Source organism: Amphibacillus cookii (assembly GCF_016908375.1).
Classification (GTDB): domain Bacteria; phylum Bacillota; class Bacilli; order Bacillales; family Amphibacillaceae; genus Amphibacillus_C; species Amphibacillus_C cookii.
In genome coordinates, this window is record NZ_JAFBDS010000001.1 from 647,865 (window position 1) to 667,282 (window position 19,418).

Here is a 19,418-nt window from a genome sequence, read left to right on the forward strand (position 1 = left end):
ATGTTTATTTAGCTCACTTTAGGTCATTGAGGGAAGTGTTTCACTATGCGTTTAATTTTATCATTAAATGCATCAACTCCAACAATACGTGCTTTGCGTAAATATTCTTTTCCGTCAATAAACAATAATAACACGGGGACGGTGAATATTTGAAAACGACTTGCGAGTTGAGGCATCTGTTCAATGTTGATATATGCCGATTTAATCATTGGATAACGTTGCAACACATTTTCGATTTGAGGCAACAGACTTATACATACACTACAATTTGATTTAGAAAGATAAAGAAAAGTTAATCGTTCACCATTAATAAACTGATCAACCGCTTTAATGGTATCTAAAGTAATAAATGATGTCATCGTATCTTCTCCTTTCGAATAAGAGCTATTTAAGCATGTTCTTAAGAGAAAAGCAAATCTAAGCTATACGTTTATCACAGTAAAATGTTCTTCTGGTTTTCTTCTCCATAATAAATCCCAATCAAAAACATCTCATAAAGAATTAAAACAATTCGAGTTTGTAAACAAATAAGTTGACTTAAATACCTGCAAGGGTATAAAATGAACCGTATAGACGAACTGTCAATCAGTGAGCGGAGGGCTACAGGATGTAGGTCATGCAGACGTTGCCACAGGACGTGGCGATCTTAGTCTGTAGTCCTTTTTAAAAATGTGGCGATTTTAGTCTACGATCTTATTCACCCACTGATGGTTAGATGAGTGTAGCTTCTGTTATCATCCACCTTAATAGATTTACCTCTGTTCTCTTTTTTGAGGTGGGTGTTTTACGGATGGTTATCTGTGATAAAGTTTTAACTTCTCACTGAAATAAGCCGCCCTTTTCAACTAACCTGCTATGTTGAAAGTGGTGGGAGTAGTTAATTTCGCTCACTATTATCATATAAAAAAGGAGTCAATTATAATGAAAGTAACCAATGGAATAGAATTAGAAAAAGTGATCTTATCAAATAACCTTTTACATGTTATTGATGTGCGAGAACCGTTTGAGGTGGCAGAGGGAACCATTCCTGGTGCAATTAATATACCACTTGGTCAGCTGCCTCAACAGGTTAATACACTAAATAAAGAGCAACATTATTATGTTGTTTGCAGATCAGGTGCTAGAAGCTTGAATGCTGTAGCTTTCTTAAATGAACACGGTTATGATGCAACAAATGTTGAAGGTGGTATGTTGATGTGGAACGGACCGGTTGAATAAAAATGGGGATTGAAAAAGAAAGGGTGTAATAAGATGTATGATTATACTGTAACATCGAAAAAGACAGTTGAACAAATATATCAAGACTTATCGAATGCGTTGCCAACGATTAATTTCGGCGTGTTATGGGAATTGGATTTGAAAGCAACTTTAGTTAAAAAGGAGATTGATCATGACGAGGAAGGACTTATTTTGGAAGTGTGTAACCCGAAGCAAGCCAAGAGATTAATTGATGATAATCCGCTCGCCCTTTATTTCTTACCATGCAAGTTGGTAATCTACCAGGTTAAAGGCGTAACAAAGGTCGGTATGCCAAGACCAACCGCTCAAGCACAAATGATTGGAGATCCTCAATTAGAACGGTTGGCTGAAGACGTTGAGCGGGCATTGACCGGTGTTCTTGACCAAGTGAAATAACAAAACACGCAATAAAAAAGGTGCTGTCAAAAAAGATTATGATAGCACCTTACTAATTAGCACGATTCTTAATATCAATTAAATTTGATGCTTAAATCATTTTATTACTTTAAAGTAAAATAGGTTCCAATCCCTTCATCATATAGCTGAAAGGTTTGAAGTTCACTTGCTATAAAGTCTAGTTTATGCATAGCTCGTGTTATCGCAACGTAAAGAAGTTTTTGATCTTGATTTGTATTTGTATAACAATCGTCTAGTTCAGCTAGTATTACTGCATCAAACTCTAATCCTTTGGCGAGGTGAACAGGAACAACGACGATATCACTTGTGATATGATCATTATCTGATAGCAACTGGCAGTTTACATTTACCTTGTTCAGTTGGTTTAATATTTTTTCACAAGTTAACAAAGATTTACAAATAATCGCTGTTTTTATTAAGTTCCGTTGTTTGTTTAGTTCTAGTGTTGCTAAGATCTGTTTGATCAACTGTTTGTTATCTTTAATTATGTGAAATTCAGGTAAACCACCGTATCTGATGACAGGGTCAGCCAGTGGGAACGACCGCTGACTATGTGAGATCATTTGATTAGCTAATTGCATGATTTCAATCGTCGTACGATAGCTTTTTTGTAAAGTTAAGTAATTAGCTTTAGGTAATGCATGTTGAATGATGGATTGCCAATCATCAATACCGCGATAACTATGGATGCCTTGGGCTAAATCACCAAGAATGGTAAACAGGCGCGTACCCGTAACACGAACGAGTGATCGGATTTGAAAAAGACTGTAATCTTGACCTTCATCAATAACGACATACTTCTTTTTCAAAGTTGGATCAATACCTTCAATTTGCACTTGCATCGTTAACAAAGGGGCGAGATCTTCGATTTGATAGTTCTTTTTTAAAAACGTTTCTTCTGCATGTTTAAATAACCAGTCTAATTGTTGCTCAGTTAATTCATCTTCTACAAATGTTTTGAAAAAATCTCGATCACTAAATAATGCTTGGTAATAATCTAAAACTGTTTTTTTAGGTGCTTTCTTCATGAATTTTGTTACTTCGGAGATGGTCGATTGCTCCATTTGTTTAATAAGCGCTTCTTTATTAGCAAGTAACGCGCTTACTTTTTGTTGCCGAAGTACTGGATCTTTAATTTTGAATGTAAGCTTATCATAGTTATCTTCAAATTGCTCTTCAATATGATTGAGTAGTTCTTTTTTCTTATTCTTAAATAGTTTACGCAACAATTGTGTTACTTTTTCTTTTCTTTTTTGAAAGGGAAGGTAACGGTAATCTTGGATGAATAATTTTAACATCTTTTTAGAAGACATAATGGTAAATCCAGCTAACTTAAATGATTCGTTAGGGAGAAAATGGTTGCGAATATACTTAAGATAGCGCATAATAATTTTTTCGAATTCGAGTGACCCTTTAAATTTTGAAACAAAATAGAGTTGCTCTTGTTGATCTTGCTTACCCGTAATAAGTGTTTGCAATTGTTGGTTTGGATTGGTCATCTTGATCTTCTTATTAAGGCATGCTAATGAATAGTCAATAAATGTTGATTGATCAATTCGATCAACACCTAGTTCAGGTAAGCTATCACTGATGTAATCGATGAACATTTTACTCGGTGCTAAAATCATTAATTGTTTCGGATCGAATTGTTCAGCATACTGATAGATGTAAAAAGATAGGCGATGTAAAGCTATAGTTGTTTTACCACTGCCGGCCACTCCTTGAACAATCATTGGTTTTTCCAAATTAGCGCGAATAACATTGTTTTGTTCAGCTTGAATAGTAGCAACAATTTCATTTAATCGCTGATCAGATGTTTCAGCTAAAGATTTTTGTAACAGTTCATCTCGCGTTGTCATATCAATATCTCGGATCTCATCTAATTTACCATGATCGATAATATATTGTCTTTTTTTAGTTAAATTTCCCTCATAAGTAGTTTGACCTGTGGAGTAGGATACTTTACCTAACCTTCCATCATAGTAAAGGTTAGCAACTGGTGATCTCCAATCTACAATGATCGGTTCTTGCGTATCTTTTCGATATAAGGAGACTTTTCCAATGTAATAGGTTTGTGTAGTATTTGATTGATCTCGAACAAAGTCTATCCGACCAAAATAAGGCTTATCTTTAATCTTTATTAAGCTACTCAAGTCATTTTTGATCATATCAAGCAATCGAGCATTCGTTAATATATTTATATAGCTTAAACTACTATCTAAGTAGTCTAAGTTAATGAAGGCTTCTTTCATATTGATTTGATATTGTTGCTGTTGATCATTAGCAATCGAAAGGATGGAATCAATATAATCAATCGTATAGAGAAGTCGTTTGTGCTCATCATGATAATCGGGGTGTTGTTGTACATTTGACATGATTATCAACCTTTCTTGTTTTTTTGACATTTTCAATTATACAATAAATAAGTTATACTTTTGTAGGATAAAAAAATTAAAGCGGTGAATAAAAATGTTAGAAGACACTGGAGAGCGTGTTATTCCAGAGCAAATGAAAATAACCAATGAATTATTAATTGAACATATCGCACGTTATCACTTTGCTCTTAATTTTATTGAGGCTGGTGTTGTGCTTGATTTTGCTAGTGGTTCGGGCTTTGGTACACATATTATTGCGAAAAAGAAAAAGCAACAAATAGATGCAATTATTGGCATTGATATTGACCAATCAGCCATAGACTATGCAAAGAAAACGTATTATCACCCTAAATCTTCATTTCATCAGGCTGATGTGACTGATCCAACACTTATTGATCAATTTGGTCAATTTGATACGATCGTTAGTTTTGAAACGTATGAACATATAGAAGACGAGCAAGGGTATTTAGATAATGTGTTTAAATTATTAAAACCAGGCGGAAAACTGATTATCTCAACACCTTTTGGGATGGGAAGGGGAAAGCCATGCGGTTCTCCGTTTCATGTCCATCAAATTACACCAGAAGAGTTTCATCAACTGTTTGATTGTTATGATTATCAATCTGTCTCCTATTTTGTGCAAAAAGGTGCACTAATCGCGCCTGAAAGTTTTGCGACTCAATCTTATTATCCGTTGGGTATTGCAATATGTCAGAAATAACAATGGTGAGTTGTAAGTTAGTTGAGCAAGATTGTTGTTAGGATTGCTTTATCAAAGATAACCGTCCGTAAAACCCCCTCAAAATAGAAAGCGGGGGTATGTCTATTAATGGATGCTAATGTCCTGATTCACTCAACGAACCTGCAATCAATGGATGAAGAACAAAAACACCTACGGATTGATGTGCACCCCGCAGTTAGATCAAAAATCTAACTGCGGAGGTGTTTTTATGGTCTTTGAAAACCCCAGGCTATGCCGGGGGTTCCACAAGAGTAAACGATAAAAGGGTGATAATAGGGGATAATTGAAACTAAGGATGTGTTAATGTGCAACAAGCGATTTTACTAGGACCATTTGTCATAAGAAGTTCGGATATTTTTTTAATTATAAGCCTTGCTATTGGACTTGTCTTTTTCTTGCTCACAACGACATTATCTAAAGCATTAAGGCGAGTATATCTGTATTTGTTTGTTGACTTAATCAGCTTCTTTATTTTAATTTTAATTGCTGCAAAAGCGCTCCTACATATCGAATTATTTTTATCGGATCCGTTAGCTGTACTTGCCCACCCTAGTAATGCTAATGGATTCTATTTGGCTACTTTAATAAGTGGATTATATGCATACAGAAAAATTCGAGTTGATTTATTTTCATTTGATCTTGTTATTGAAGGGTTTATACGCTTATTTTTTTCAGCCAACTTTGTCTATCTATTTAGTTTGTTAATATTATTAGATAGAGAAGTCTCTATATATCAATTAACCTTTCACTTTGTTACCTTACTTATAATTATTTTCTATCAAGATAGAAATTATTATCATATACTCAATCCATTAATTGTTGGGACATGGGGATTAGGACATGTTGTCTTAAGTTTATCTAGTCAGGTTCAATTGTTTGGTTTTTATCTTTCGTATCAATACTATTTTATTATAGGTATAATTGGATTCCTTCACTTATATAATGCCTATAAAAGCCGAAGCAAGGAAAAAATATTGAAAGGTTAAGGTGTTTTATGGAAAGTGCAGCAGATATCACGATTTGGTTAGCTTTTAGTGCAGGTGTGTTATCTTTTTTATCACCGTGTACACTTCCTATTTTTCCTGGATATCTATCATATATTACAGGTGTAAGCGTTAAAGATTTGCAGGGAAAGAGTAATCTTAAACTTAAAGTGAGACTGTTCATTCATGCCATTTCTTTTCTGCTAGGCGTATCGATGATCTTTTTCAGCTTAGGTTTGGGGGCTACGGTGTTTGGAGAGTGGCTACAGCAGCTATTAACAGGGGCGTCAGCAGTTTTGATTCAGCGAATAGCAGGGCTTTCTTTAATGATTATTGGCTTAGTCGTTGGGGGATGGTTTCGTTTTTCGACATTGATGAAAACAAAGCGATTTCAAATTAAAACGAAGCCAGTCGGTATGTTTGGTAGTTTTTTGGTAGGTGTTGGCTTCTCAGCAGGTTGGACACCTTGTATTGGGCCAATTTTTGCCTCGATTTTAATTTTAGCGACAACAAGTCCAGCGCAAGGTGCACTGTACACAAGTGTATATCTCATAGGTTTTGCACTGCCTTTTTTATTTTTAACCTTTTTTTTGGGTTATGTAAAATCGATCGTGAAGTATAGTGAACAGATAATGAAATTAGGTGGAGGACTAATCATTATTTTTGGTTTATTATTATTTACCGGTCAGTTAGCCCGTTTCTCAAATTATATTTTGCGTATGATACAAGATACATGGTTTTCTAATTTAGGTTAAGGGAGGACAAAATTTGAAGAAAATACTATTATTAGCTGCTATTTTGATTATGTTTGGCTGGGCAGTATATGATTATATCACAGATACTGACGATCCTGTATCTACAGACTCATTTTCAGTTACCAAAGGCACAGAAATTCAGCAATTGGAAGAGGAAGAGGGTGGCAGTGTCGGTATAAATATTGGTGACCAAGCACCACCGTTTGAATTAGAGACTTTAACCGGAGAAACAATTACGCTTGCTGATTATCAAGGAAAAGCTGTGATGTTAAACTTTTGGGCAACATGGTGCCCACCTTGTCGTGCTGAAATGCCTGATATGGAAAAATTTTATCAAAGTCACGAGGTGGAAATCCTAGCTGTTAATCTTACGCCAACTGAATCAAGTGAAAATGATGTTGAATCGTTTGTTCAGGATTATGGTTTGAATTTTAATATTCCTCTAGATAAAGAAGGCGAAGTGTCGTCTCTTTATGCGATTCGACCTGTTCCTACTACTTTTATGATTGATTCAAATGGTATCATTCAGCAAAGGGTGTTCGGTGCTTTAAATTATGATCAAATGGTACAAGCACTACGTGAAATGGAGTGAAAGGCAAGCGCGAGTCATTTCCCGCTACTCATGAACAAATTTACCTCAATCGGGTACGTATTCTTCAAAAGAAAAGTTGATCACATGCAGTGTTTTCAGTTTGACTAAAAAATACGTCATTGAGACCTTGGCAAAGGAAATTGCTGTTTCAAGCATGAAGGCTTCCCTTAAACTATTTGATAATAATAATTATAATGTATATACTAAGAAAAGATAGTGATTTACAGAGATAAGTGTACGTCAAACACTAACTGAACGAAGATTCGTTTTATTTCTAAGAGGATTGTATTCATCCGAAAATATATGAAAATGGCTATATATAACCTTTTTAGTAGAGAATGAAAAAATATATTGTTATGTAGTTGACTTATATTTTTTGTTATATTATAATTATTATAAATTAATAATAAAGATAAATAATGATAAAGGAGGAATGATGAACAACAAACAATTACTACAAAATCAACTGAATGAATTAATTGCTACATACGGTAAGCTTTTTACAAAGTTGCATCAGCATTTCAGCATATCTAGGTTAATTTGAAATAATGTTTAATTTTGTTCAATAAAGGGAACAAGAAATAGCGTATAAAGAAAAAATTAATTACAATTTACGGAGGTTTTAAAATGACAGCAAACAAAGCATTACAAGACCATTTAAGCAAATTAGTCGCTACACATGGTGTACTATTCACCAAACTACACCAACACCATTGGTTTGTAAAGGGACCAAATTTCTTTATCCTTCATGAGAAGTTTGAGGAGTTGTATGATGAAATTAATGAACACTTTGATGAATTTGCAGAACGACTATTAACCATTGGGGGAGAGCCGTTCTCAACATTGCAAGAATTTATTGATAATTCCTCTATTTCTGAAACACCTTATACTAAAGAAGTGAAGCAAGCGGATATGGTGAAAAGTGTACTTGAAGATTTTGGCATCCTTGTTAAAGATCTTGCAGAAGGCATTAAGCTTGCAGGTGAGGCAGGGGATGATATTACTGAGGACATGTTTATCGGTTATAAAACCGAAATTGAAAAGAACATGTGGATGTTAGAAGCATACTTAGGATAATACCATAAAACCCGGTTATTTAACCGGGTTTTATGTATTTAGTGTAGTTTCCATAATCGTAAGTAAGTTTTCAAAATGAGGTTTTTTTACGAAATCTTTAGCACCGATCTGTAAACACTCTTCTATTAGAAAAGTAGTTCCGGTGGCAGAACACATGATTACATTAGCTTGTGGATCAATCGCTAATATACGTCTTAAAACCTCGACACCCATAAGTTCTGGCATATGAATATCCAATAAAACAATATCGGGGCTGATTTTACGATATTCTAAAATCGCTTCATAACCATTCTCAGCTTCAGCAGCTACTAGATAACCATTTTGTTGAATGAGTCGCTTCAACCATGTGCGCATGAAAGAAGAGTCATCAACAATTAATACACTATACATGAGGTTATCCCCTTCCATGTCAATCTCTCTCTTTTTTTCATAATAGCAAAAAAACATAAAAAAAGCGATTCATTTTACTCATTTGAAGAAAAAAACAGAAAATTCTCTCTTTTATATAATCGAAAATGCATTGTTTGCCACTTAAAAGGAATGGGCTCATCTAATATTTGCTACTTTGAAATTATTATTCCGGTGCCTCCCATTTCCTTGCTAAACCCTTATACTTTTTCTAATATATAAATAAAACTGGTCAGTTGCACTGACCAGTTTACGCTTTTAATAGAATGATGCGCCAACAATTATGAGTAAGATAAAAAGTACGACAATCAAAGCAAATCCGCCACCAAAGCCAGGAGTAGGCTGTGGATAGCTACATCCGCATCCATACATATCTTTTCACCACCTTAACCTCGATTTACTTTAGCATATGCCTGTTATGAAATCATGTTAGGGCAAAAGCCTTCTTTTGATGAATTAAAAGTCTGTTGTAAAGAAAGTGGTTTACGCTTGGTGAAAGAGATATATAGAAAAGCTATTTATACACCTTTAGCGTTCACCATCTAAAGGATTTACACAATCAATTATAATATTTCTTTAATCGCTTTAGCTACACCATCTTGGTCGTTACTTGTCGTTGTGTAATGACACCTTTTTTTAACACCAGCCTCAGCATTGCCCATCGCGACACTGCGACCAACGATTTCTAACATTGATACATCGTTATAATTGTCCCCGATCGCCATCACTTCACTTAGCTCAAGCCCCCGATCTTCAGCAAGTAGCGTTAAGGCGATGCCTTTTTGGGCGTTAGGATGATTAAATTCAGCGTTATCAAAACCAGAAGACGTTACGGTCACATCATTACTTTTAAGAAATGGGGCTTTTATCCGCTCAAGACCATCAGCTTCTAGGGAGAAAGCTAATGCCTTGTAAATATCAACTTCTTCATCATCGAGCACTGTTTGAAAGTCTTTTGTAAATATAAAATTTTCTTCCTGGAAACGTTGTTCGGCTCTTTTTTTAATTTCTTCTTCGGTAGCTTCTGGATGTGCAGAAAGCATAATATTAACTAATACATCCATAAAGTTAGAGCGATCCATGGAATAGACCCCTTTATTTGTATATAGCTCAAAGTAAGCATTTTCTTTTTTAACTGTATGTAATATTTTTTGCGTCACTGCTTTCTCCATTTTTATATTGCGGGTCATTTGACCATCTACTGTATAGATATTGGCACCATTCAAACAAATGATCGGACATTTTAACCCAGCTTTGTTAATGGGGCGGTATGCTGAGTAATAAGACCGTCCTGTAGCTATTACCACTTCTATGCCAGCTTTCTGTGCTGCTTTTATAGCTTGTGCATTTTGCTCACTTACCTCACCAACTGAAGAAAGTAAAGTACCGTCTAAATCTGTTGCTATCATTTTAATCATAAAAAACGCTCCTATCTCATACTTGATTACTTTCATAAATTAGGTTGCCCCTCATACAGCATAACTGAGATTTTCCATATCAGCAATAAATGAAGTATTGTTTTTATGTTAAGAATTCCTATGGTTAATGTACGACGTGCGCACAAGCGATTTAGACATTCGTTCAGCCATTTGGAGAAAAAACAAAGCAAATTTTTTAATACAGAGACTCGGTTTATGTATAATATAAAAAAGAAGGGAAGTGAAGTTTTCATGATTCCTAAACCACTCGTACAGGTTAATCAAGCTTTTTTAGTAATAACAACGCTTTTAGGATTGTTGACAACGCCTTATATTTTATTATTACCATTTTTAATTGGTGTGATTACATTATTTATTAAACAAAATCCACTTATTCGATTAACGCAGCCGTTATTGAGTAAAGACGCAACTGCTTATCGACTAGAAGATAAAGCGCAACAATTATTTAATCAATCCATTGCCACAGTTTGTCTGGGTTTAAGCCTATTAGGCTTTTGGCTTGATTTAAATATGATTGGCTATATATTTGGCATCATGGTTATTGGAGCAGCTGGTGTAGCTTTAATGGGGTATTGTATTGGCTGTACGATTCGCTATCGCTATATTATGTGGAAGCATAAGCGCAGACAAGCCAAGTCTGGCTAAATGGATGGTCTCTGCTCTCTATTTTGAGGTGGGTGTTTTAAGAATGGTTATCTGTGATAAACAAACTATAGAATGAAGGGGATGGCATGCTTGTCTGGATTCAATCAACAATTTATTTTTTCCATTATTATCATTACGCTAGGTTACTTTTTAAAGCGTATGGGTTGGCTTAAACCATCGGATGGTGAAGCAATATCACGCTTAATCTTTAATTTGACTTTACCCGCATTAATCATTGTTTCGTTTCATGATTTAATATTTGAATTATCTTTGGTCATTATTATTATCACTGGACTCATATTTGGTTTTGTATTAACCCTATTAGGGATTATTTTTTTTGGCAAAGAATCGAAATCTATTAAAGGCATGCTCGTGATGATGATACCGGGTTATAATGTTGGCTTATTTGCATACCCGCTTGTTGAAGGGATATGGGGTGCAGAGGGGATACGTCATTTTGGCATGTTTGATGTAGGGAATGCTTTTATTGTCTTTGGTTTAGCTTATTTATTAGGGAGTTATTATTCAGATGATCAAAACCGATTAACGATAGGAATTGCCCTGAAAAAGTTGTCAAATTCAATACCGTTAATGACTTATTTAGCTATATTTATACTTAATATCCTTTCTATTCAATTACCAAGTCTATTGATTGAGACGGCTGATATTATTTCGTCTGCTAATATGCCTTTATCATTACTCTTACTTGGTATTTATGTTAATTTTAATTTTAATCGACAATATTTTCGCTTGATTAACAAATTTATTATGGTTAGATATGGTTTTGGTTTACTAGCTGGTCTATCGCTCTATTTCTGGTTACCCGTTGCAGAGATGATTAGAGCAACTTTGTTAATAGGTGCCGTGCTACCTATCCCTCTTTCGTTAATCCCTTATGGCGTTGAATTTGGGTATGATAAGCGATTTATTGGAACGACCTCAAATGTGACCATGCTATTAAGTTTTCTTTTTATATGGTTATTAGTTAATATCATTTTATAAGTAGCTATCCCCCAAAGTTGGTATGGATGCTTCGGGGGGCGCTATGTTATTTGCGATCATTAAGTAACTGTTTTAATACGTCACTAAATTGATCATCTTTCACAAGATTTTTAAATAAATCCATTGATTCTTCTAAAAGCTCCGGATTTTCTTTTAGTTGGTTGAAGATGTTATTAAATTGATGATTATTGTTTTCCTCTGTCAATGACTTCACCCCCTGAGTTAAAAATAACTTTGACCAGTTATCAGGTAATGATGGCAATGCACACTTAATCTTTTGGAAAACGTCGATGAGTTGGCTACGATATTTAGGGTTTTTAACAACCACAGCTATCCCTTCTAAAAGATGGACAGAGTCTCTGTTAATCCCTCTTTGCTTCCACTCATTGAATAATTGGTCGACCCAAACTTCAGCACGTGGAGCTGGTTTTTTTTTATTTTTGACGCTTCTAAATTTCCCCGATTCATCTCGTTCAAAGGCTAAAACAGACTCCTTCAATATGACACACTCCTTTCTTCACCTTTACTGCTACTATATGGTTCGGTTCGTTTTTCGTATCAGTCAAATATCCCGTTATTATAAACTTCAACGCTTTAATGAGAGACAATCATTGGTTTTGTAAGAAACTATGGAAATCAACTAGACCAGATTTTCTTACTAACATAGATTATTGATGTGAGGCTTCATAATACCTCTGAGGGGAGGGAGAGAAATGGCTATTGTTGCTGCTTTAGCATTACTCTTCTTTTGGTTCTTGATATTCACACCAATTATTGTGATTATCGCGATCTTAGCTTTATTGTAGAATGAAGAAGAGTACTCTCTTTGCTAGGGAGTACTTTTCTATTAAAATTGAGAAATACCTCCAAAAGGGCTAGTTAGTATGCTAAAGTAGTAGTAACTGAAAATGAACGAGGTGTGCAAATGAAGAAACAGCAAATAATCACTGTTACCCTTGCTATGATGCTTTTCGTGGGTATAATGGTGCCACTTATGTTAAGCAATCAGAGTGGAAAACAAACATCAAGGGCTGAAGGTAACATTCAAGGACATATGCTAGCAGTGAATACTTCAAAATCAGTAAGCCGCAACGCCCTTGATAAATATGTTGCTGATGATCTGTTTGTAAATGAAGAAGATGATGGAATCGAAGAAGAAGAAGGTTTACACGTCTTAGAAGTTGAGGAAGAAACAGATGTAGAACTAGATGCAGCACAAACGCAAACCGCACCAGTAATAAGTCAACGTGACGACTCTCCTAACAACAATCAGATATTGAAAGAAGATGATAGGAGCAACGGTAATAAGCTCACCGAACAAGACGATCATGGAGATGATGATCAATTAGATAAGCCAGAATCAGACAGTGGTAATAATAAAAGTGATCAAGAAGATGATGAAGAAAAAGATGAGGAATCAGAACCTACAGAAGAGGTAACTGATAATGTTGACCATGAAATAAGTGATTGATGACTAATCGTTTACATATCTTAGTGATAGATAAAGAGGATAAAATGAATGGAGGATACAAAATGGCCAAAATAACATGTGATTTTTTCTCGGAAGCGTTAACATTAAACACGTCAATGACAGTCTTTTTACCTGAACAAACACATACACAATTTGGAATGCAAAATCATAAGCGTGCGAATACCTTGCACCCAACTTTATACTTATTACATGGTTTTAGTGATGATCATTCGATCTGGTCTCGCCGGACATCAATTGAACGCTATGTGGCTGAATTAGGACTTGCGGTTGTGATGCCAGATGTTGATCATAGTTTTTATACAGATATGGTTTACGGAAAAAAATATTGGACATTTCTAACGGAAGAGTTACCGCAAGTGGCTCGCTCTTTTTTCCCATTGTCTGATCGCAGAGAAGATAACTTTGTTGCTGGATTATCGATGGGTGGATATGGTGCTTTTAAATGGGCATTAAATAAGCCGGAGCAGTTTGCAGCTGCCGCGTCACTTTCTGGTGTGCTTGATTTGGCGAAACACCCTCAAAATAGTGCCAATAACGATCCGATGGCCCAGACTTTGTATAATGTATTCGGGGGCGAAGATATTCATGGAACGATGCATGATATTTTTCATTTGGTACGCGAGCTGAATCAAATGACGGGACCGAAACCAGAGCTTTATCAAGCTTGCGGCACGGAAGACTTTTTATTTGAAGAAAACTTAGCATTTAAGGAATTGACTGATCAATTATCTGTAAATATTAAAACGGTATTTGATCCGGGCACACATGAATGGGGATATTGGGATTACCATATCCAAGAAGTCTTAAAATGGTTACCGTTAAAATAATTTGAACATTTTTTTAAGAAAAATGCATGTGATTTGTAGTCAAAGTTATAAATGCTGATTGTATGAGCGTGCCAACAGTTTGAATGACTGTTGGCTTTTATATGAAAAAGTGGTTGCGATATTTTTAGATGCTTTTTTAGAAAGGTAATAGTAAAGTGTAATTAGATGTAAACGCAAACAAAAAAGGAGAGATTTGATGGGAAGAAAATTAAAGTGGGGTATTTTGGCAACAGGGGGCATAGCTGAATCATTTGCTAAAGACTTGGCTCATGCTAAGAATGGAGAGGCCTATGCAGTTGGCTCGAGGACATTAGCTTCAGCTGAAAAATTCGCTAAAAAATTTGATATTCCAAAAGCGCATAGCTCATATGAAGCATTGGCAGAAGATCCTAATGTGGATGTCATTTATGTAGCTACACCTCATCCTTTTCATAAAGAAAATGTTTTAACATGCTTGCGTGCTGGTAAGGCCGTCTTATGCGAAAAGCCATTTACGGTAAATGCGAGGGAGTTAGAAGAATTAATTCAGTTTGCTCGCACTAACCATCTATTTCTAATGGAAGGCATGTGGACCCGTTTTTTGCCAGTTATAAGAAAAGTTCGAGCTTGGATTGAAACAGGTGAAATTGGTGATGTGCGCTTAGTTAAAGCTGACTTTGGCTTTAAAACTCTGTGGGATCCAGAATGGCGTTTACTAAATCCGAAGTTAGGAGGCGGTGCCCTACTTGATACTGGTATCTATCCAATATCCTTTGCTTCAATGGTGCTTGGGCCTCATCCTGAAAAGATTATGAGCACTGCCGATATTGGTGAAACCGGTGTAGATGAACATTTTTCAATTCTCTTGTCCTATCCTGAAGGAAAAGTGGCAAGCTTAAATGGTGCGATTCGATTAGGCTTGACAAATGAAGCTACCATCCATGGAACACATGGCTATATTCAAATACCTAGTTTCTTAAATGCGAAAAAAGCAACTTTACATGGAGAAGGCACAGTAAAAACATTTCAGGATGACAGAACCGTTTCAGGCTATCAATTTGAGGCTGAGGAGGTTGGGCGCTTGCTACAGGAGGGGAAGCTAGAAAGTGATCTGATGCCACTTGATGAATCATTTGCGATTTTACAGCTAATGGATCAAGTGCGTGATCAATGGGGACTGCGTTATCCCTTTGAAGATAATTAAGTAGATGTAATTCTGCAACTTTGCTCATTCATATTATATTCTCTATCGACTAGCCTAAAACACAGTGATCATTCCATGTATTAAAGTTAATAAATAGAAAAAGAGAACGATGTTAATCGTTCTCTTTGTTATCAGCGTTTATTAGTTTTTTTCAACGTTAGCTGCTTGTGGTCCGCGGTTACCTTCTTCGATGTCGAACGTTACGCTTTGACCTTCTTCAAGTGTTTTAAAGCCGTCGCCTTGGATAGCTGAGAAGTGTACGAATACATCGTCTTGTCCTTCAACTTCGATAAATCCAAAACCTTTGTCTGCGTTAAACCATTTTACTGTTCCTTGTGCCATATTACTTTTCCTCCTAGTGTGGGCGTACCACACAATGTATTACTATTCTTGCTCAAGCATCAAAACGAAAACTTTCACGTTGCTAGTTACTTGAAGTGTTTTGTCGAACAAAATAGCTAAAACCATTATAACAGGTTAGTTTTTTTAATGCAACCCCTTACCGGTTAAAATGGGTTTATTTCTTTAAAATTAAACATATTCATTTTGATTTAATTATTGAAGGATAGCTATTGCTTCTCATTACAAATAAAGATAGTATAGTAACAGTATCAATGTTGTATGAAAAAGTGAGGAGTTATGTTATGGTACTTAAGCAATCGATTTATGGATTAACGCAATTAGAATTAACCGATTGGTTCCTTAGTCGTGGACTTAAAAAATTTCGCGCCAAGCAGGTTTGGGACTGGCTATATGTGAAGCGTGTGCGGGACTTTAACCAAATGACCAATTTAAATAAAGAAACAAGGCAACTACTTGATGATCATTTTACCATTGAAACACTTGAAGAAACAATTAAGCAAGAATCTAAAGATGGTACGATTAAATTCTTATTTAAACTTTCTGATGGCAATTTAATTGAAACGGTTTTAATGCGGTTTTCATATGGCTTATCAGTCTGTGTCACCACACAAGTTGGCTGTAATATTGGTTGTACATTTTGTGCCAGTGGACTGTTAAAGAAGAATCGTGATTTAACCAGTGGTGAAATCACCGAACAGATTATGAAAGTTCAACATCATTTAGATCAACAAGGAAAAAATGAGCGAGTGAGTCATATTGTAGTGATGGGGATAGGCGAACCATTTGACAACTATGATCATACGATGGCGTTTTTACGTATTGTGAATGATCAAAAGGGACTGTCCATCGGCGCACGTCATATTACCGTGTCGACAAGTGGATTAGCTCATAAAATTCGTGACTTCGCGGATGAACAATTACAAGTTAATTTGGCTGTTTCTTTACATGCACCGAATGACGAATTACGCACAAAAATTATGAAAATTAATAAAGCTTTCCCAATTGACAAGTTAATGGAAGCGATTGACTATTATTTAGAAACAACAAACCGTCGTATTACCTTTGAATACATCTTATTAAAAGATGTTAATGATCATAAACAAGAAGCGGTTCAGCTAGCTAAATTATTGAGAAACAAGCGCCATTTGGCATATGTGAATTTAATTCCTTACAATCCTGTAGAAGAGCATAACCAATATGAGCGAAGTGAAAAGGATGCCATCGTTTCATTCTATGAAACATTATTAAATGCAGGGATTAATTGTGGTGTTAGGGTCGAGCAAGGTTCTGATATTGATGCAGCCTGTGGTCAACTTAGAAGTAAGCAAATGAAAAAGGTCGATTAAAAAAGGGAAATGATTTATCCCAGATAACCGTCCGTAAAATCCCCCTCAAAATAGCGAGTAGAGCAAATCAATTGAGGTGGGCGATATGTCCTGATTCACTCAACTTCCATCAGTGGATGAAGAAGATCGTAGACTAAAATCGCCACATCTTTAAGAAGGATGACAGACTAAGACCGCCACATTTTTAAAAAGGACTACAGGCTAAGATCGCCACGTCCTGTGGCAACGTCTGCATGACCTACATCCTGTAGCCCTCCGTCCACTGATGGAAGTTTCGTTTTATACGGAATCATTGATGTTCTTGATTATTCGCATTGGATCCTTTCCTATTGTTTCAATGAAATGAAGTAAAAATACCACCAGTTTGTCTTTGATAGACTTCTCTACCAGCAACTGTATTTATAATTTGAACATTACGATCAACAGTTAAGCCCAGGTTTGTTGCACTACTACCATGTGAATGTTCAAGGCCGGTTTGTATGAAAAATCGATTGTTTTGCTGGTCTTTAAAAATAAGCTGATAATCACTAGTTACCTTAACATGTTTATCATCTTCCCAAACCATTTTATCGGCAAAGCGATTGTAAAACCAGTCGGGAATGTTGGGCTGATAGCCAGTTGCCAAAATGAGTTTGTCTGTTAATTCCTTAAAGGATTGCGATTGTTGCCATTGCTCATAAGTCACTTCATATTTTCCTTCCATAGCTCTAATGGCTTTAATTGCTGTCAAAGGCTGTAACTTAATTGAACGATCTTCACCATCTATTGTTCGGTGATAAAGTTCATGATAAATTTGGTGAAGGGTTTGTTGTTGTACACCGTTTCGTAGTGGTTTTAATTTTTCTAGTCCATTTAGACGTGATGCCAAATTTAATTGATGAAAGTAATCAACATAATCTGGAGAAAAAATTTCTTGTCCAAGTTTTGAATGATCAAGTTGGAAATAACCAGGACTCCTTGTATACCAATGAATTTTGAAGTCAAATTGTTTTTGATATTTGAGTAAATCTAAAAAAATCTCTGAGGCACTTTGACCTGAACCAATAAGCGTTATCACCTTTCCCTTCAGCGTTTGATCTTTGTGGAAAAGGTATTGGCTTGAATGGTGGATATCTTCATTCGGAAATTCAGTTAAATCAAATACGGTATTTGGTTTTGACCCTGTACCGAGTACAATATGCTTGCCCTTATAACAAGCAATATTGTTTTGGTTATGTTTGACATAAACATGATAAAGCTGATCTTCTAGCTTGACGTCAATAACACGGGAGCCAAAATGACAATCCTGAAGTTGTTCGACCACCCATTTAATATAAGCATCATATTCTTGACGAGGTATTTCAAAGTTATGGTAAAAAAAGAAAGTAAATAAGCGTTGTTTATCGTGTAAATAATTTAGATATGTAAATTGACTTCTAGGATTAGCAAAAGTAACGAGATCAGCTAGAAACGAAACTTGCAGGTCTGTACCATCAATCAACATGCCCGGGTGCCATTTGAATCGAGGCGTTTGTTCAAAGAAGATCCCCTCAATATCTGCTTGCTCTTCTATTAGAGCAGCTAGTCCGATATTATAAGGTCCAAGCCCTATGCCAATCACGTCATATATATGTTCTTTCATATATATCCTCCCATTTAAAATCGTTTTTTGTTTTTTACACTATTCCCTAATAATCAGCAACCTAATCACAAGTGAAGGAGTAAATCTACATAAAAATGGTTGCGTCGCGTGTAAAGCTGTGCTATTCTTTGATTGAATAAGTGCAATCGATTGCTTTCGTTGTATCGCTTATTTTTTTATGCAAAATGAAATCGCTTAACTATACTGATGGTAGCCATATTTTGATTGTTTATTAATTAAGATTAATCACAGATAACTGTCCGTAAACCACCCACTTCAAATAGAGAGCAGAGCTCATCTATATAGGTGGGGGCTAACGGACGCTAATGTCCTGATTCACTCAACTAACCATCAGTGTGAGAAAGACGAAACCACTACTGATTAAAGGTTTGCTTTATATTATGCAATCGTTTTTACTGTATATCAATCATTTAGTAGATCTTTATAGATAATAGAAAGGAAGGGATGGCATTGGCTAATTGGTGGAGAAATGGTGTTGTTTATCAGGTCTATCCGAGAAGTTTTAAAGATAGTGATGGAGATGGTATTGGTGATATAAATGGTATTACAGAAAAGCTATCATCTGAAGGATTTAGGGATTGATATTATTTGGTTAGAAAAAGGTGTAGCTGGGTTCCGAATGGATGTTATTAATATGATTTCTACCCGGATGGTGAGACACTACCGACAGGGTTTGGCGATGGAGCTCCTTATTATTTTAATGAGCCTAAAATACATGATTACTTACAAGAAATGCATAATCATGTATTAAAAAATTACGACACGATAACCGTTGGTGAAATGCCTAATATTACTGTTGAGCAAGTTACGATCTTTTATTAGCTAACGAACGCTAGCTAACCAAACCTTAATTGTTGTATGTGATTTTTCTAACCAGAACATAACGTTTGA

22 protein-coding genes and 1 pseudogene are annotated in these 19,418 nt (G+C 35.6%); 15 read left to right on the forward strand and 8 right to left on the reverse strand.

What is annotated here, in order from left to right; genetic code table 11:
- Positions 1 to 23 precede the first annotated feature (23 nt).
- Entirely contained in the window at positions 24 to 359 is a 336-nt protein-coding gene (locus tag JOE23_RS02855; RefSeq protein ID WP_204435774.1) for a thioredoxin family protein, read from the reverse strand.
- 562 nt (positions 360 to 921) lie between these two features.
- Here JOE23_RS02855 and JOE23_RS02860 point away from each other — a divergent pair.
- Positions 922 to 1,218, forward strand: a complete 297-nt coding sequence (locus tag JOE23_RS02860; RefSeq protein ID WP_204435775.1) for a rhodanese-like domain-containing protein — start codon at positions 922 to 924, stop codon at positions 1,216 to 1,218.
- Positions 1,219 to 1,251: 33 nt separating this feature from the next.
- Positions 1,252 to 1,635, forward strand: coding sequence for a DUF302 domain-containing protein (locus tag JOE23_RS02865; protein WP_204435776.1), 384 nt, complete (start codon positions 1,252 to 1,254; stop codon positions 1,633 to 1,635).
- Between the two features lie 104 nt (positions 1,636 to 1,739).
- Here JOE23_RS02865 and helD read toward each other — a convergent pair whose 3' ends face one another.
- Positions 1,740 to 4,031 carry an RNA polymerase recycling motor HelD gene (gene helD, locus JOE23_RS02870; RefSeq protein ID WP_204435777.1) on the reverse strand — a complete coding sequence of 764 codons (2,292 nt, stop codon included), beginning with the start codon at positions 4,029 to 4,031 and terminating at the stop codon, positions 1,740 to 1,742.
- Positions 4,032 to 4,125: 94 nt separating this feature from the next.
- On the opposite strand from helD, the gene JOE23_RS02875 reads away from it, so the two are divergent.
- The 5 genes from JOE23_RS02875 (at position 4,126) to JOE23_RS02895 (ending at position 8,180) form a co-directional block, all read left to right on the forward strand.
- Positions 4,126 to 4,752 (forward strand): class I SAM-dependent methyltransferase, encoded by a 627-nt coding sequence (locus JOE23_RS02875; RefSeq protein WP_204435778.1) that lies wholly within the window; start codon positions 4,126 to 4,128, stop codon positions 4,750 to 4,752.
- Positions 4,753 to 5,078: 326 nt separating this feature from the next.
- A complete protein-coding gene (locus tag JOE23_RS02880) occupies positions 5,079 to 5,759 on the forward strand; it encodes a hypothetical protein (RefSeq protein WP_204435779.1) in 681 nt (226 codons plus the stop codon).
- Between the two features lie 8 nt (positions 5,760 to 5,767).
- Positions 5,768 to 6,511, forward strand: a complete 744-nt coding sequence (locus JOE23_RS02885) for a cytochrome c biogenesis CcdA family protein (RefSeq protein WP_204435780.1) — start codon at positions 5,768 to 5,770, stop codon at positions 6,509 to 6,511.
- A 13-nt stretch (positions 6,512 to 6,524) separates the two neighbouring features.
- Positions 6,525 to 7,103: a redoxin domain-containing protein gene (locus JOE23_RS02890; RefSeq protein WP_204435781.1), complete on the forward strand. Its 579-nt coding sequence runs from the start codon at positions 6,525 to 6,527 to the stop codon at positions 7,101 to 7,103.
- A gap of 627 nt (positions 7,104 to 7,730) precedes the next feature.
- Positions 7,731 to 8,180, forward strand: a complete 450-nt coding sequence (locus JOE23_RS02895; protein WP_204435782.1) for a Dps family protein — start codon at positions 7,731 to 7,733, stop codon at positions 8,178 to 8,180.
- Between the two features lie 30 nt (positions 8,181 to 8,210).
- Here the strand turns inward: JOE23_RS02895 and JOE23_RS02900 are convergent, their stop codons facing one another.
- The 3 genes from JOE23_RS02900 to JOE23_RS02910 all read right to left on the reverse strand — a co-directional run bounded on the left by JOE23_RS02900 (position 8,211) and on the right by JOE23_RS02910 (position 10,006).
- A complete protein-coding gene (locus JOE23_RS02900) occupies positions 8,211 to 8,570 on the reverse strand; it encodes a response regulator (RefSeq protein ID WP_204435783.1) in 360 nt (119 codons plus the stop codon).
- A gap of 276 nt (positions 8,571 to 8,846) precedes the next feature.
- A complete protein-coding gene (locus tag JOE23_RS02905) occupies positions 8,847 to 8,960 on the reverse strand; it encodes a YjcZ family sporulation protein (protein WP_204435784.1) in 114 nt (37 codons plus the stop codon).
- Positions 8,961 to 9,151: 191 nt separating this feature from the next.
- A complete protein-coding gene (locus JOE23_RS02910) occupies positions 9,152 to 10,006 on the reverse strand; it encodes an HAD family hydrolase (protein ID WP_204435785.1) in 855 nt (284 codons plus the stop codon).
- Positions 10,007 to 10,222: 216 nt separating this feature from the next.
- Between JOE23_RS02910 and JOE23_RS02915 the strand changes: the two genes are divergently transcribed.
- Positions 10,223 to 10,672: a DUF4395 domain-containing protein gene (locus JOE23_RS02915; RefSeq protein WP_239585208.1), complete on the forward strand. Its 450-nt coding sequence runs from the start codon at positions 10,223 to 10,225 to the stop codon at positions 10,670 to 10,672.
- A gap of 81 nt (positions 10,673 to 10,753) precedes the next feature.
- On the forward strand, positions 10,754 to 11,674 hold the full coding sequence (locus tag JOE23_RS02920) for an AEC family transporter (RefSeq protein ID WP_338021880.1): 921 nt from the start codon (positions 10,754 to 10,756) through the stop codon (positions 11,672 to 11,674).
- Between the two features lie 46 nt (positions 11,675 to 11,720).
- On the opposite strand, the gene JOE23_RS02925 is transcribed toward JOE23_RS02920, so the two are convergent.
- Entirely contained in the window at positions 11,721 to 12,173 is a 453-nt protein-coding gene (locus tag JOE23_RS02925; RefSeq protein ID WP_204435787.1) for a hypothetical protein, read from the reverse strand.
- A 426-nt stretch (positions 12,174 to 12,599) separates the two neighbouring features.
- Between JOE23_RS02925 and JOE23_RS02930 the strand changes: the two genes are divergently transcribed.
- The 3 genes from JOE23_RS02930 to JOE23_RS02940 all read left to right on the forward strand — a co-directional run bounded on the left by JOE23_RS02930 (position 12,600) and on the right by JOE23_RS02940 (position 15,176).
- Positions 12,600 to 13,145, forward strand: a complete 546-nt coding sequence (locus tag JOE23_RS02930; RefSeq protein WP_204435788.1) for a hypothetical protein — start codon at positions 12,600 to 12,602, stop codon at positions 13,143 to 13,145.
- Between the two features lie 62 nt (positions 13,146 to 13,207).
- On the forward strand, positions 13,208 to 13,993 hold the full coding sequence (locus JOE23_RS02935; RefSeq protein ID WP_204435789.1) for an alpha/beta hydrolase: 786 nt from the start codon (positions 13,208 to 13,210) through the stop codon (positions 13,991 to 13,993).
- Positions 13,994 to 14,189: 196 nt separating this feature from the next.
- Positions 14,190 to 15,176, forward strand: a complete 987-nt coding sequence (locus JOE23_RS02940) for a Gfo/Idh/MocA family protein (RefSeq protein WP_204435790.1) — start codon at positions 14,190 to 14,192, stop codon at positions 15,174 to 15,176.
- 141 nt (positions 15,177 to 15,317) lie between these two features.
- Here the strand turns inward: JOE23_RS02940 and JOE23_RS02945 are convergent, their stop codons facing one another.
- Positions 15,318 to 15,518 (reverse strand): cold-shock protein, encoded by a 201-nt coding sequence (locus tag JOE23_RS02945; RefSeq protein WP_091494684.1) that lies wholly within the window; start codon positions 15,516 to 15,518, stop codon positions 15,318 to 15,320.
- A 302-nt stretch (positions 15,519 to 15,820) separates the two neighbouring features.
- Between JOE23_RS02945 and rlmN the strand changes: the two genes are divergently transcribed.
- The gene (gene rlmN / locus JOE23_RS02950) at positions 15,821 to 16,885 is read left to right on the forward strand and encodes a dual-specificity RNA methyltransferase RlmN (protein WP_204435791.1); all 1,065 of its coding nucleotides are present in this window, start codon (positions 15,821 to 15,823) and stop codon (positions 16,883 to 16,885) included.
- Between the two features lie 334 nt (positions 16,886 to 17,219).
- Here the strand turns inward: rlmN and JOE23_RS02955 are convergent, their stop codons facing one another.
- Positions 17,220 to 18,506, reverse strand: a complete 1,287-nt coding sequence (locus tag JOE23_RS02955) for a lysine N(6)-hydroxylase/L-ornithine N(5)-oxygenase family protein (protein WP_204435792.1) — start codon at positions 18,504 to 18,506, stop codon at positions 17,220 to 17,222.
- Positions 18,507 to 18,971: 465 nt separating this feature from the next.
- Between JOE23_RS02955 and JOE23_RS18340 the strand changes: the two are divergent.
- Both JOE23_RS18340 and JOE23_RS18345 read left to right on the forward strand, forming a co-directional pair.
- A pseudogene (locus JOE23_RS18340) lies at positions 18,972 to 19,122 on the forward strand (alpha-amylase family glycosyl hydrolase); the annotation flags it as partial.
- A 137-nt stretch (positions 19,123 to 19,259) separates the two neighbouring features.
- Positions 19,260 to 19,349: a hypothetical protein gene (locus tag JOE23_RS18345; protein WP_476692423.1), complete on the forward strand. Its 90-nt coding sequence runs from the start codon at positions 19,260 to 19,262 to the stop codon at positions 19,347 to 19,349.
- The last annotated feature ends 69 nt before the right edge of the window (positions 19,350 to 19,418 follow it).

Bases quoted from the DNA above. Each gene is read 5' to 3' on its own strand.
- JOE23_RS02855 (WP_204435774.1), bottom strand. From the start codon at position 359: ATGACATCATTTATTACTTTAGATACCATTAAAGCGGTTGATCAGTTT.
- JOE23_RS02860 (WP_204435775.1), top strand. From the start codon at position 922: ATGAAAGTAACCAATGGAATAGAATTAGAAAAAGTGATCTTATCAAAT.
- JOE23_RS02865 (WP_204435776.1), top strand. From the start codon at position 1,252: ATGTATGATTATACTGTAACATCGAAAAAGACAGTTGAACAAATATAT.
- helD (WP_204435777.1), bottom strand. From the start codon at position 4,031: ATGTCAAATGTACAACAACACCCCGATTATCATGATGAGCACAAACGA.
- JOE23_RS02875 (WP_204435778.1), top strand. From the start codon at position 4,126: ATGTTAGAAGACACTGGAGAGCGTGTTATTCCAGAGCAAATGAAAATA.
- JOE23_RS02885 (WP_204435780.1), top strand. From the start codon at position 5,768: ATGGAAAGTGCAGCAGATATCACGATTTGGTTAGCTTTTAGTGCAGGT.
- JOE23_RS02895 (WP_204435782.1), top strand. From the start codon at position 7,731: ATGACAGCAAACAAAGCATTACAAGACCATTTAAGCAAATTAGTCGCT.
- JOE23_RS02900 (WP_204435783.1), bottom strand. From the start codon at position 8,570: ATGTATAGTGTATTAATTGTTGATGACTCTTCTTTCATGCGCACATGG.
- JOE23_RS02905 (WP_204435784.1), bottom strand. From the start codon at position 8,960: ATGTATGGATGCGGATGTAGCTATCCACAGCCTACTCCTGGCTTTGGT.
- JOE23_RS02910 (WP_204435785.1), bottom strand. From the start codon at position 10,006: ATGATTAAAATGATAGCAACAGATTTAGACGGTACTTTACTTTCTTCA.
- JOE23_RS02915 (WP_239585208.1), top strand. From the start codon at position 10,223: ATGTATAATATAAAAAAGAAGGGAAGTGAAGTTTTCATGATTCCTAAA.
- JOE23_RS02920 (WP_338021880.1), top strand. From the start codon at position 10,754: ATGGCATGCTTGTCTGGATTCAATCAACAATTTATTTTTTCCATTATT.
- JOE23_RS02930 (WP_204435788.1), top strand. From the start codon at position 12,600: ATGAAGAAACAGCAAATAATCACTGTTACCCTTGCTATGATGCTTTTC.
- JOE23_RS02935 (WP_204435789.1), top strand. From the start codon at position 13,208: ATGGCCAAAATAACATGTGATTTTTTCTCGGAAGCGTTAACATTAAAC.
- JOE23_RS02940 (WP_204435790.1), top strand. From the start codon at position 14,190: ATGGGAAGAAAATTAAAGTGGGGTATTTTGGCAACAGGGGGCATAGCT.
- JOE23_RS02945 (WP_091494684.1), bottom strand. From the start codon at position 15,518: ATGGCACAAGGAACAGTAAAATGGTTTAACGCAGACAAAGGTTTTGGA.
- rlmN (WP_204435791.1), top strand. From the start codon at position 15,821: ATGGTACTTAAGCAATCGATTTATGGATTAACGCAATTAGAATTAACC.
- JOE23_RS02955 (WP_204435792.1), bottom strand. From the start codon at position 18,506: ATGAAAGAACATATATATGACGTGATTGGCATAGGGCTTGGACCTTAT.
- JOE23_RS18345 (WP_476692423.1), top strand. From the start codon at position 19,260: ATGCATAATCATGTATTAAAAAATTACGACACGATAACCGTTGGTGAA.